At 71.8% G+C, this 12,220-nt stretch carries 9 protein-coding genes; 4 read left to right on the top strand and 5 right to left on the bottom strand.

The genetic code is table 11. From position 1 onward, the window contains the following. Nucleotides 1-192 precede the first annotated feature (192 nt). Nucleotides 193-1,353 carry an acyltransferase family protein gene (locus ACZ6A9_RS17290; RefSeq protein WP_468985730.1) on the top strand — a complete coding sequence of 387 codons (1,161 nt, stop codon included), beginning with the start codon at nucleotides 193-195 and terminating at the stop codon, nucleotides 1,351-1,353. A 332-nt stretch (nucleotides 1,354-1,685) separates the two neighbouring features. On the opposite strand, the gene ACZ6A9_RS17285 is transcribed toward ACZ6A9_RS17290, so the two are convergent. From ACZ6A9_RS17285 to ACZ6A9_RS17265, 5 genes are read right to left on the bottom strand one after another with little or no spacing between them, the layout of a single operon-like run. Next, nucleotides 1,686-2,909 (bottom strand): NAD(P)/FAD-dependent oxidoreductase, encoded by a 1,224-nt coding sequence (locus ACZ6A9_RS17285; RefSeq protein WP_468985727.1) that lies wholly within the window; start codon nucleotides 2,907-2,909, stop codon nucleotides 1,686-1,688. A 46-nt stretch (nucleotides 2,910-2,955) separates the two neighbouring features. After that, complete coding sequence (locus ACZ6A9_RS17280) at nucleotides 2,956-4,347, bottom strand: condensation domain-containing protein (RefSeq protein WP_468985725.1); 1,392 nt, start codon at nucleotides 4,345-4,347, stop codon at nucleotides 2,956-2,958. Beyond that, nucleotides 4,344-5,441: a 4-hydroxyphenylpyruvate dioxygenase gene (gene hppD / locus ACZ6A9_RS17275; protein ID WP_468985722.1), complete on the bottom strand. Its 1,098-nt coding sequence runs from the start codon at nucleotides 5,439-5,441 to the stop codon at nucleotides 4,344-4,346. Before hppD ends, ACZ6A9_RS17280 begins: the two co-directional genes overlap by 4 nt. Nucleotides 5,442-5,470: 29 nt before the next feature. After that, nucleotides 5,471-5,683 (bottom strand): MbtH family protein, encoded by a 213-nt coding sequence (locus ACZ6A9_RS17270; protein WP_468985720.1) that lies wholly within the window; start codon nucleotides 5,681-5,683, stop codon nucleotides 5,471-5,473. 33 nt (nucleotides 5,684-5,716) lie between these two features. Then, complete coding sequence (locus ACZ6A9_RS17265) at nucleotides 5,717-7,465, bottom strand: amino acid adenylation domain-containing protein (RefSeq protein WP_468985717.1); 1,749 nt, start codon at nucleotides 7,463-7,465, stop codon at nucleotides 5,717-5,719. Nucleotides 7,466-7,610: 145 nt separating this feature from the next. Here ACZ6A9_RS17265 and ACZ6A9_RS17260 point away from each other — a divergent pair, with 145 nt between their 5' ends. The 3 genes from ACZ6A9_RS17260 (at nucleotide 7,611) to ACZ6A9_RS17250 (ending at nucleotide 12,214) form a co-directional block, all read left to right on the top strand. Beyond that, nucleotides 7,611-9,035 carry an FAD-binding oxidoreductase gene (locus ACZ6A9_RS17260; protein WP_468985715.1) on the top strand — a complete coding sequence of 475 codons (1,425 nt, stop codon included), beginning with the start codon at nucleotides 7,611-7,613 and terminating at the stop codon, nucleotides 9,033-9,035. Nucleotides 9,036-9,689: 654 nt separating this feature from the next. Further along, complete coding sequence (locus tag ACZ6A9_RS17255) at nucleotides 9,690-10,931, top strand: hypothetical protein (RefSeq protein WP_468985713.1); 1,242 nt, start codon at nucleotides 9,690-9,692, stop codon at nucleotides 10,929-10,931. Then, entirely contained in the window at nucleotides 10,931-12,214 is a 1,284-nt protein-coding gene (locus ACZ6A9_RS17250; RefSeq protein ID WP_468985709.1) for an aminotransferase-like domain-containing protein, read from the top strand. Before ACZ6A9_RS17255 ends, ACZ6A9_RS17250 begins: the two co-directional genes overlap by 1 nt. The last annotated feature ends 6 nt before the right edge of the window (nucleotides 12,215-12,220 follow it).

The following is a 12,220-nucleotide window of genomic DNA, read 5'->3' as shown; positions in this document are numbered from 1 at the left end:
CCCCCGGGGGGGGGGGGGTGGTCCATGGCGGGGTTTTCCGGGCGGCTCCTTTGTGCGGGGTGAGGTGCGCACGAGCAGAGATGTCCGCTGTCTCGAAATGAGTGGAGGATTCGGTCCTCAGCCGTCCGCCCCGGCCGGGGCACGCCCCGGTGACGGACAACGGCCCACGACACCGAAACGGACCGATCGCCCATGAATCACAGCAAACCCGCGCCCGCCCGGCTGCCCTCGCTGTCCGGCTTAGGATTCGTCGCCGTCTGCATGGTCCTGGTCTCCCATGTCGGGATCTCGCTCGTGCTGCGGGTCGATCCGACGGCCCAGACGCTGTGGACGTACGACTACAAACTGGGCGTGATGGGCTTCACCTTGTTCTTCGTCCTCACCGGGTTCGCCCTCGGCTGGGTGCACGACGGTGACATCAGCGCGCGCCGTTTCTGGCGAAGACGGGCGGCGCGGCTCTTCCCGGTCCATGTGATCATGCTGGTCGCCGCGCTCCTGCTGGCCGCCGGCGCCGGTGCCGCCCTGTCGCTCTGGCGGACGCTGCCCACCCTGCTGCTGGTGCAGAACTGGATCCCGGACCCGCAGGTGGTGCTCACCGGCAATCCCAACGGCCCCACCTGGGCGCTGTCGTGCGCGGTGCTGTTCTACGCGGTGTTCCCGTGGCTCAACCGGCTGGTCCGGCGGATCCGTCCCGAGCGGCTCTGGGTGCCGGCGCTCGCCGTGGTCACGCTGCTGGTGGCGGTACCGTTCCTGGGCCGGTTGCTGCCGGCCGAGCCGCTGCTGGTCAACACCACCGACTCGTGGCCGCAGACCTGGTTCGTCGGCTACGTGCCGGTCACCAGGATGCTGGAGTTCCTGCTCGGCCTGTTCGCGGCCCGGATGGTGGCCGCCCGGCGGTGGCACGGCCCCGGCGTCGTCGTCTCGACGCTGCTCTCGCTCGCCGGGCTCGTCGCCAGCGTGCAGATCCCCGGGGAGAGCGCCGGTTTCGCGGTGACCGCGGTGCCGCTCGCCCTGCTGATCGCCGCGGTGGCCAGGCGTGAGTCGGCGGGCGGGTGGTCCTTCTACGGCAGCCGTCCCCTGGCCGCGCTCGGCAGGATCTCCTTCTGCGTCTACCTGGTGCACTGGATCGTCATCTCCTACGGTCCGATCCACACCACCGACCCCGCCAACTGGGTCAGGCCGCTGTCGCTCGGCGGTGCGCTCGGCTCGTCCGCGCTCACGGTCGGCGCCGTGCTCGTCCTGGGCTGGCTGCTGGCCGTCCTGGTCGAACGGCCGGTGCTGCGCCTGCTGGACGGCCGTCGCGGGATGACCGCCGCGATCCTGCCGCCGAGCCCGCTGAGGACCGTCCCCTAGGGGTTCTCGGGGGGGGCCGCCGGGGCGCGGTGGGCGCTCCGGCGGCCTTTCCCGTCCGCCGGTGTCGGGACCGGTGGCCGCGGCCGGCATCCGGTGTCGCGGGCCGGGGGTTGTGCCCGCTGCGTGCAGGGGGCCGGTCCGCGCTCCACGGCCGTGGCGGGCCGTCCCGAGGGTTCCCCCCTCCTGACCCGCATCCCGCGGGTGGTCCGGCGGCCGGCGCCGCATCATCGGTCAGGGGCGGGGCCGCGCCACCGCCCCTTCGCGCGGCAGGTGCACGAACGGCTCGGCAGCGGGGAGCATCCCCGCTGCCGAGCCGTTCGTCGGCGTGCCGCTCAGGCCGCTGTGCGCTTGTCGAAGATGTCGTCGATGCCCGTGAGTCCCGACAGCATCCGTGCGAAGTCCATCTCCCGCGGCCGCAGCCGGGTCGGGTCGATCTGTGCCTGCGCCTTGTCCCAGTAGTCCTCCTTGTTCTTCGTGCGGTCGTAGAAGAACCGCACGAAGTCCAGCACGGAGTCCAGGAAGGACCGGTAGCTCTTCTCGTACCAGTCGAGGACCTCCGTCTCCGAGGACGGGTCGGTCAGTACCTCGTCGATCGCCTCGGACAGCGCCCGTGAGCCGCGCAGCGCCAGGGTGACGCCGGTGGACAGCAGCGGGTCGATGAAGGCCGCGGCGTCGCCGACGAGCGTCCAGCCGGGGCCGTGGAACTTCTCGCAGGTGTAGGACCAGTCCTTGATGCTGCGGAAGCCGGTGACTTGCCGGGCGCCGGCCGTGAGGGTCTTGATCTCCTCGGTCTTCGCCATCTCGTCGGTGTACAGCTGTTCCAGGGACTTGCCGGAGGCCTTGTACTCGTCGATCGGTGTCACGTAGCCGAGGCTCACCGTGCCGTCGTGCAGCGGGATGAACCAGAACCAGCCCGAGGGCCGGTTCTCCACCACGATGTCGCCGGCCTTGGTGCCGCCGTAGAGGTTGCAGCCCTGCCAGTACGTCCAGGTGGCGATGTTGCGCAGGTCGTCGTGGTAGCGGACCAGGTCGAACTCGCGGCCCAGGAGATGGTTCTGCCCGGAGGCGTCGACGAGCATCCTGCTGCGCACCGTCCGCGGCTGCTTGCTGCCCTTGTCCGTGTAGGTCAGGCCGACCACCCGGTCGCCGTCGAGGACCGGGCCCTTGACGGTGGCCTCTTCCAGTACGGTGACGCCGAGTTCGCGGGCGCGGGCGAGGAGCAGCGCGTCGAAGTCGGCGCGCCGTACCTGGTAGGCGTGCTCGTAGAGGGCCGACTCCTGGAACCGGAACCCCCAGGTGCCCTGGTTCTTGCCCCACAGCAGGGTGCCGCCGTACTTCTTGGTGAAGCCCATCGCCTCGAGCCGTTCCAGCAGGCCGAGGTCTTCGAGGGTGGGCATCAGCCCGGTGATGAGCGACTCGCCGATGTGGTAGCGGGGGAACTTCTCGCGCTCGATCACGAGGACGCTGTGGCCCTTCATGGCGAGCAGGCCCGCGGTCGCCGAACCGCCGGGACCGCCACCGATCACCACGACGTCGAACTCGTCGTCTGTACTCACTGCACTCTCCCATTCCTGTTGCTGGTGGACGTGACCGGCATCGGGGTCACAGGGCGGACAGCGGGGATCCCGGGTCCGAGACACCGCCTCGCAGGATGCGGCGGAACTGCTCGACCATGGCGACCACGGTGGAGCGGTCGTACTCGGCGTTGTTGAACCGGGCGGTGCCCGCGACCTCGCCGGCCGGCAGGATGTCCAGTCCCCACAGGACGCCGTTGGGGATGTCGGAGGTCACCGGGTGGGACTTCAGCCGCTTGCGGATGGCGGAGTACTCCACGTCGCCGATCAGCTCCGCCTGCGTCACACCCGGGTACTGCATCACCTGGAACGCCCAGACGGCGGTGCCCGGCCTTTCGTAGGTGGCGGTGAGTGCGGGCGCCTGCGCGGCGATCTGCGCGAACGGCAGTTCGTGGGTGTAGGCGGCGAGGCAGGCCTCCCGGGTGCGGCGGACCAGTTCCATGAAGGTGCGGCACTCGCCGGGCGCGGTGCGCAGCGGCAGCATGTTGAAGAACGGTCCGACGGTCTCGTTGTGGTCGGGTTCGCTGCGGCCCGAGGTGATGATCGCCGCGACCAGGTCGTCGGCGCCCGTCTGCTGGTGCAGCAGGACGTTGAAGGCCGCCGTCATCACCATGAAGGGTGAGCAGCGCATGGCGGTGGCGAACGCCGTCGTCGCCGCGGCCACTTCGGGCTCGATCAGGAACCGGTAGACCTCGTAGCGGGCGGGTGTGTCCGGCTGGGGCAGGCGGTCGGTGGGGAGGTCGGTGAGTTCGGCGTCGCGCATGGCCTCCCGCCAGTAGGCCCGGGACTGTTCGGCCCGCGGGGAGGCGAGTGCCGTGCGCTGCTGTGCGGTGAACTCGCGGTACTGCCGGGCCGGTGCGGGGGCCTGTACCGGCAAGCCCCTGCGGGCGGCGTAGGAGGTGGCGATGTCGCGGATGATGACCTGCAGGGACACGCCGTCGCTCGCCACGTGATGGGTGACCAGGACGCAGACGGTGTCCTTGTCGTCGAACCTGCCCAGCACGACCCGCAGGTGCGGCAGTTGCCGCACGCTCATCGTGGTGGCCTCGATCTCGTTGACGAAGTCGTCCGCCTGCTCCTCGCGCGGGCGGGAGGTGTCGGGCGGGAGGTCGAGGACCGTCAGTTCCGCAGTGCTCGGCGGGAACACCTTCTGGTAGGGCTCGCCGTCGTCGCGGACGATCTGGGTGCGCAGCATCTCGTGGCGTGCGACCACGTCGTCGATGGCGCCCTGGAACGCTGTCAGGTCCAGCTCGCCGAGCAGCCGCCACGCGAGAATGACCAGGTGCCGGGGTCCGAAGGCGCCGTCCTGTTCGCCCTTGTCGAACATGCAGAGCATCTCGAGGTTGGTGGAGAGGGGGATGCGGTCGCCGGGCAGGTCCATGGGCGGGTGTCCGTTCGCGTTCGTCGGGTGCCGGGTCATGCGGCCCTGGTCTCGCTGCTGCCGGCGGCGCCGCGCTGGCGTTCGGCGGCCTCGTAGAGGGCGGTGATGTTGCCGCTGCCGAAGGTCCGCGCGCCCATCCGCTCGATGAGTTCGAGGAAGATCGTGTTCCTCGGGTGCACGGACTCGGCGAAGATCTGGTACAGCTGGCCGCCGTGGTCCTCGTCGACAAGGATCTGCTGGCCGGCCAGTTCGTCCACGGTGTAGCGGGTGGGGGTCACCCGGTCGGTCAGTGTGCGGTAGTAGGTGTCCGGTGTGCCCATGAACGCCACGCCCCGGCGCCGTAGTTCCGCGACGGTGGTCACGATCTGGTCGGTGGCGAAGGCGATGTGCTGCACTCCTGCGCAGCCGTGGTCGTGGAGGAATGCGTCGATGTGGCCGGGCTGCTGGGTGGTGTCCGGCTCGATGAGGGTCAGTGTCACGTCGCCGGAGCGGCTCTGGACGACCTTCGTCGTCATCGCCTGGGCGCCGATCTGGAGCTTCTCGGTGAAGGTGAGTTCGAAGTCGAAGACGTCGCGGTAGAAGGCGGCCGTGTCGTCGATGTCGCCGGGCCGCACGCACACCGCGAAGTGGTCGACGTGGCGCAGGGGGCTCGCCGGGGCGTCCACGTCGCGCGGGACGGGGCGCAGGCCGGGCAGGGCCGGGTGGTCCGCCCCGGGGGGACGTTCGACGAAGGTGTGCACGATGTCGCCGAATCCGGCGACGGCGGCGGTCACCAGGTCACCGGTTCTCGCCGGCGCCGCCACGGACCGGGCGCCGCGGCCGACGGCGGCGGCGTGGGCGGCCGCGGCATCGGGCACCCCGAGGGCGATGTCGGCCACGCCGTCGCCGTGGCGGGTGACGTAGCGTGCGGCGGGGTGGTCGCCGATGGGCGCCTCGGTGAGCACGAGGCTGATGTCGTTCGCGCCCACCTCGACCGACCGGGCCCCGGCACCGGGGCCGGGGCCGGATACCGCGCGCACGGCGAGTCCGTAGCCGCCGACCAGCCAGTCCAGCACGGTGTCGATGTGCCGGACGTTAAACCGGATGTGGTCCAGGCGCAGGTCGTCGAAGACGAACGGATCGCAGGGGGGCATGAGTTCTCCAGTCAGGTGGTCGGCTCTCGTCACACGCGGGCGTCGAGGTGGTGCCATGCCTCGTTGACGAACGCGAGGCAGGCGGCGCGCCGGACGGGGCCGTGGACGACGCGCCAGCCGCCCGGCACGGGGATCCCCGCGGGCCACAGCGAGTGCTCGCCGGCCGCGTTGACGAGGACCGTGTAGTTGCCGTCCTCGTCGTCGAAGGGGTTGGTGGCCTGGTCGGCCATGGTCTGGCTCATCTGTGTCCCTCTCGTGGTGGGGGGCGGGTGGTCCTACGCGGCCCGCTCCAGGGCCACCACCTCGGCGAGGCCGGCCACCGTCGGCGTGTTGAACAGGGTGCGGATCGGCACCTCGACGCCCAGCTCCGCGCGGATACGGTTGAGCAGGCGCATGGCCAGCAGCGAGTGGCCGCCCAGGTCGAAGAAGTCGTCCTCGGCGCCGACCGTGGACAGGGTGAGGACCTGCGCGAAGATGCGGCAGATGGCCTCCTCCGTCGGGGTGGCGGGGGCCCGGTAGGTGCTCTCGCCGCCGAACTGCGGCACCGGCAGGGCCGAGCGGTCGAGCTTGCCGTTGGCGGTCAGCGGCAGCCGGTCGATGACGGTGAACGCGGCGGGGACCATGTAGGCCGGCAGGGCCTCGCGGACGTGTTCGCCGAGCGCGGCGAGGTCGCATTCGCCGCGCGCCGGCACCACGTAGGCGGCCAGGCGGGTGTCGGCGCCGACCTCGTGGGCGACGACCGCCACGTGCGCCAGGCCGGGGAACGCGGCCAGGACGGACTCGATCTCGGCCAGTTCCACCCGGAAGCCGAGGATCTTGACGAGATCGGTGGCGCGCCCGGCGAACTCCAGCTCGCCGTCGGCGGACAGCCGGGCGAGGTCGCCGGTGCGGTACATCCGCTCGCCGTCGTCGTGGAAGGGGTTGGCGACGAACGCCTGCGCGGTGAGGTCCGGCCGGCCGAGGTAGTTCCTGGCCAGGCCGCGGCCGGCGACGTAGAGCTCACCGACGGCGCCGGGCGGCACCGGGTCGAGCCGCTCGTCGAGCACGTACAGCTCCACCCCGTCGAACGCCCGGCCGGAGCCGACGGTGATGCCGGCGCGGTAGGGGGCGGTCAGTTCCGCGTACGTGCTGAAGACCGTGGCCTCCGTGGTGCCGTACAGGGCCCGTACGACGAGGTCGGGGCACGCTTCCAGGACCCGGTCGACGGCGCCGGGGGCGATGACGTCGCCGCCGGTGAGCACCTCCCGGACCGTTGCGAAGGTGTCCGGGGCTTCCTCGGCCACGACCCGGAACAGGCCCGCGGCGAGGTGCAGTGCGGTGATGTCGTGCTCGGTGATGTGGGCGCGCAGCCGGCCGATGTCGAACGGGCCGTCGGGGAAGACGACCACGCTGCCGCCGCGCAGCAGCGGGACGAGGATCTCGTAGAGCGACACGTCGAAAGCGGTCGGCGCGATCAGCGACACCCGTGCGTGGTTGCCGGTGTCCCAGCAGCCGTCGAGGGCGAGGTCGACGGTGCCGCCGTGGCGGACCGCGACGCCCTTGGGATGCCCGGTCGAACCCGACGTGTACATCACGTAGGCGAGGTCGTCCGCGCCGAGCGCCACCGCCGGTGGCGTGGCGGACGTGCCGGGGCCCGCCGGGGTGCTGCCGACGAGGACGGTCCGCGTCAGCTGTGGCAGTGCGCCGCGGGTCGTCGTCGCGGTGTCGGTCAGCAGGATCTCGGCGCCGGACTGCGCGACGATCCACTGCTGCCGGTCCGCGGGGTAGCCGGAGTGCACCGGCAGGTACGCCCCGCCCGCCTTGAGTGTGGCGAGCAGCGCGACGACGACCTCGGCCGAGCGTGTGAGCAGCACGGCGACCGGGGCGCCCGGTGCGACGCCGAGCGCCACCAGGTGGTGGGCCAGCTCGTTGGCCCGTTCGTCCAGCTCGCGATAAGTGAGCACCGCATCGTCCGACCGGACCGCGACGGCATCCGGTGTACGGGCGGCTTGTGCGGCGAAAACCTCGTGTACCAACCGGGACACAGTCAATCTCCCATCCGCCCTGTCCTTGGTGTCGCGATTCAGTGTGGGCAAGGCCGCCGCCGCGGACATCTCCCTGTTTGCGGTGGTCGTGGAAGTTCCTCGCGCAGCGGGCAGAGCGGGCGGGCGGGCTGCCTATCGTGGACGGATGACGCCCATGACAGACGCCGTCGCCGGCCTGCGGGCCGTACTGCCCGAGCCGGGCAGCGTGCTCACCGATGCGGATCTGCTGCACGCCGGCAGCCGCGACCAGGCGGGCCTGTGCCCGGCCGGCACGCCGCTGGCCGTGGTGCGCCCGCGAGACACCGACGAGGTGGCCGCCGTGGTGCGTGTCGCCGCGGCGCACCGTCTGCCCGTGGTGCCGCAGGGCGCACGGACCGGGCTCGCCGGCGGGGCCAACGCCGTCGACGGGGCGGTCGTGGTGTCGCTGACGCGGCTGACCCGCATCCGGGTGGACACATCGGCGCGTGTCGCGGTCGTGGGCGCGGGAGTGGTCAACGCCGACCTCAGCCAGGCGGCCGCCCGCGCGGGGCTGGACTATCCCCCCGACCCCGGCTCGTTCGAATCGTCGACCATCGGCGGCAATGTCGCCACCAACGCGGGCGGCATGTGCTGTGTGAAGTACGGCGTCACCAGCCGATACGTGGTCGGGCTGACCGTGGTCCTCGCCGACGGTGCCGTCCTGCGCTGCGGACGGCACGGTCTGGACCGGACCGCCGGATACGACCTCACGTCCTTGTTCACCGGATCCGAGGGCACCTTGGGCATCATCACCGAGGTCGTCCTCGCACTGCGGCCGAGACGGCCGCCGCACCGCACCCTCGCCGCGGTGTTCCCCACCGTGGCCGCGGCCGGCCGGGCGGTCATGGGCATCACCGCGTCGGGCGTCGCTGCGAGCCTGCTGGAACTGCTGGACCAGACACACTTACGGGCCATCGAGGAGTACCGGCCCCAGGGACTGGACACCGGTGCCGGCGCGTTGCTGCTCGCCGCGTCCGACGCGGGTCCCGCCGCCCGGCGTGAGCTGGACGTCATCGCCGCGCACTGCGCCCGCGCGGGCGCCACCGAGGTGCATGTCGCCACCGACCAGGCGGAGGCCGACGCGCTGCTCGCCGCCCGCAGGCTCGCGCACCCGGCGATGGAGCACCTGGTCACCCGGCGGTTCCCCGGCGGCCGGGGCGCTCTCGTCGTCGACGACGTGGCGGTGCCGCGCGAGCGGATCGTCGACCTGGTCGAGGGCATCGCGCGCATCGCGGAAAGCCACGACGTGCTGGTCGGTGTGGTCGGGCACGCGGGAGTCGGCAACTTCCACCCGGTGATCGCACTCGACCACACCGACCCGGCCGTACTGGCCCGGGGACAGGCGGCGTTCGACGAGATCATGCGGCTCGGCCTCGCACTCGGCGGGACCTGCAGCGGCGAACACGGCATCGGCCTGCTCAAACGGGACTGGCTCGAAGATGAACTCGGCCCGGTCGGCGTCCGCGTCCACCAGGCCCTCAAGCAGGCCCTCGACCCGGCGGGAATCCTCAACCCCGGCAAAGTCATCCGGCCCGCACACGACGGGAGGTGACGTCCACCCGCACCGCACACCACGGGGAAGCTGACGGCCGCCCGCACGACACGCGACGGGAGTTGATGACCGCCCGCACGGCCGCCCGGTGGACCCACGAGGAGAAGCTGATGACCACCCGCACGGTGGACCCACGAGGGGAAGTTGACGGCCACCCGCACGGCCGCCCGGCACACCAAGGGAAGTTGACGGCCACCCGCCCGGCTCACGACGGGAGTTGATGACCGCCCGCACGTCCCACAAAGGGAAGCTGATGACCACCCGCACGGCGCACAAGGGGAAGCTGATGACCACCCGCACGGCGCACAAGGGGAAGCTGATGACCGCCCGCACGGCGCGCGACGGGAGTTGATGACTGCCCGGTGGACGCACGAGGGGAATTGATGACCACCCGCACGGCCGCCCGGCACACCAAGGGAAGTTGATGGCCACCCGCCCGGCCGGCGCACGACGGGAGTTGATGACCGCCCGCACGGCGCACAAGGGGAAGCTGATGGCCGCCCGCACGGCGCGCGACGGGAGTTGATGACTGCCCGCACGGCGCACAAGGGGAAGCTGATGGCCGCCCGGTCGGCGCACGAGGGGAGTTGATGGCCGCCCGGCCGGCTTCCAGGCTTGCGGGGGAAGACATCCCTACCGACAGGAGAGGGCGCGATGCAGATCGCGGTCATCGCCGGGACACCCTTCGACGCGGAGGTCGGTGCCGGCCTGCTGCGGGACGCCGGGCACCACGCGGCCCCGTACCCCATGGCCGGCTCCCCCGACGAGCAGGACGCGCTGCAGTACGAGCGCCCCGACACGCTGCGTGCCGCGTTCTATGGCCTGGTGCACGACCTCGGCGCACGCGGCCACCGGGTGGCGATGCTGTTCTGCAACTCGCTGTCCGCGGTGGTCGACCATGATGCGGCCGCCGCCGCGGGCACGCTGCGCCTGATCTCCCCGGCCACCGTCTACCGCGAGGTCGCAGCCGCCCACCGGCGGGTACTGGTCGTCACCGGCAACGGGTCAGCGGTGGCCGGCTACGAACGGGTGACCGGGCCGTCGGCCCACCGCGCGCTCAGCGTCTCCGACCCGGCACTCGTACGGGCCATCGAGACCGGCGACCCGGCCACCGCGTATCACACCTCCCACCTGCCCCAGACGCTACGGCTGGCCGAACATGCCCGGCTCGACGCGGTGGTACTCGCCTGCACCCACTTCACCACGGTGCTGCCGCACGTACGCGCGGCGTGCCGGCTACCCGTGATCGACGTCGGCAGCCGGCTCGTGGAACTGACCACACAGGCCGCAGCCGCACACCCAGCCGGCAGCACAGCACACGGTGCACCAGGCAAGACAGCCGAGTCGGCAAGCGCGGAGCCGGCGTGCGGGGCGGCGGGGTCGGCGGGCAGGGCAGTGAAGTCGGCGCGCAAGGCAGCACAACCGCCGGACAAGGCAGTCGAGTCGCCGGGCAGCACAGCACACGGTGCACCAGGCAAGACAGCGGAGCCGGCAGGCGCGGAGTCGGCAGGCGCGGAGTCGGCGTGCGGGGCGGCGGGGTCGGCGGGCAGGGCGGCGGGGTCGGCGCACAGGGCAGTGAAGTCGGCGCGCAAGGCAGCACAACCGCCGGACAAGGCAGTCGAGTCGCCGGGCAGCACAGCACGCGGTGCACCAGGCAAGACAGCGGAGCCGGCAGGCGCGGAGTCGGCGGAGTCGGCAGGCGCGGAGTCGGCGGAGTCGGCGCGCAAGGCAGTCGAGTCGCCGGGCAGCACAGCCCACGGTGCACCAGGCAAGGCGGCAGAGTCGGCAGGCGCGGAGTCGGCAGGCGCGGAGTCGGCGGGCGCGGAGTCGGCAGGCGCGGAGTCGGCAGGCGCGGAGTCGGCGGGCGCGGGGTCGGCGGGCGGGAGGGGGCTGTAGTGGTCGAGCTGGCCCGGGAGTTGCTGCACGCCTCGGTGTGGGACCCGGTGGCGACGTCCATGAATTTCCTCAACGAGATCGCCGGCCGGTTCCCGGACGCGATCTCCCTCGCGGCCGGGCGGCCCTGGGACGGCTTCCACAGCCCGGACGCCCTCCCCCGCTACCTGCGCATCTTCCAGGACCACCTGGCGCAGGCCGGGACGCCCCCGCAACAGGTGCGGTCGCTCCTCATGCAGTACGGCAGGACCAACGGCGTCCTCGGCGAACTGATCGCGCGGCTGCTGGCCAACGACGAGGGCATCACCGTGCCCCCCGAAGCGATCGCGGTCACCTCGGGCTGCCAGGAGGCGATGGTCATCGCCCTGCGTGGCCTGTGCGCACGGCCCGGCGACGTCGTACTCGCCGCGGACCCCTGCTACGTCGGGTTCACCGGCGCGGCCCGGCTCCTGGGGATCGACGTGGTCCCGGTGCCGGAAACACCCGGCGGGCTCCTCCCGGCACACGTCACCGCCGCCGCGCGCGCCGTACGGGCCGCAGGCCGCACCCCCAAAGCCCTCTACGTCGTGCCGAACTTCTCCAACCCCTCCGGCAGCTGCCTGCCGCTGACGGCCCGGCACGCACTCCTCGACGTCGCCCAGGCCGAGGACCTGATCGTCCTCGAGGACGACCCCTACGGCCTCTTCGGCCTCGACGACACACCCCGCACCTCCCTCAAGGCCCTCGACCGGCACACACGGGTCATCTACCTCGGCTCGTTCGCCAAGTCGTGCTTCCCCGGCGCGCGAGTCGGGTACCTCGTCGCCGACCAGCCGGTCATCGACCGCGCCGGCCGGCACACCCTGCTCGCCGAGGAACTGTCGGCGGTCAAGAGCATGCTCACCGTCAACACCTCGACCGTGGCCCAGGCGGTGATCGGCGGGCTGCTCGTCGAGTCCGGCTGCAGCCTGCGCGCAGCCAACCAGGACAAGACCGCCTTCTACCGGCGCAACCTGCGCACACTCCTCACCGCCCTCGAACACCACTTCCCCGCCGCACACCGCCAGTCCATCCGCTGGAACGTGCCGGACGGCGGATTCTTCGTCGTCCTCGAGGTGCCCGTCCCGGCCGGCGAACAACTGCTGGAACTCTCCGCCCGGCAGTACGGCGTGCTGTGGACACCGATGAGGTTCTTCTACACCGACGGCGGCACCCACGCGCTGCGGCTGTCATGCAGCGCCCTCGAACCCCACCTCATCGACGAGGGCGTCGCACGCCTCGCCCGCCTGCTGGCCGACCACGGCTGACCCGCA

Source organism: Streptomyces sp. NPDC041124 (assembly GCF_055592385.1).
Note: the sequence above shows the minus strand (reverse complement) of the source record. Positions and strands in the feature narration are given on the sequence as shown.

What these genes read in the sequence shown, in the direction of transcription:
- ACZ6A9_RS17290 (WP_468985730.1), top strand. Translation starts at nt 193, where the DNA reads ATGAATCACAGCAAACCCGCGCCCGCCCGGCTGCCCTCGCTGTCCGGC.
- ACZ6A9_RS17280 (WP_468985725.1), bottom strand. Translation starts at nt 4,347, where the DNA reads ATGACCCGGCACCCGACGAACGCGAACGGACACCCGCCCATGGACCTG.
- hppD (WP_468985722.1), bottom strand. Translation starts at nt 5,441, where the DNA reads ATGCCCCCCTGCGATCCGTTCGTCTTCGACGACCTGCGCCTGGACCAC.
- ACZ6A9_RS17270 (WP_468985720.1), bottom strand. Translation starts at nt 5,683, where the DNA reads ATGAGCCAGACCATGGCCGACCAGGCCACCAACCCCTTCGACGACGAG.
- ACZ6A9_RS17260 (WP_468985715.1), top strand. Translation starts at nt 7,611, where the DNA reads ATGACGCCCATGACAGACGCCGTCGCCGGCCTGCGGGCCGTACTGCCC.
- ACZ6A9_RS17255 (WP_468985713.1), top strand. Translation starts at nt 9,690, where the DNA reads ATGCAGATCGCGGTCATCGCCGGGACACCCTTCGACGCGGAGGTCGGT.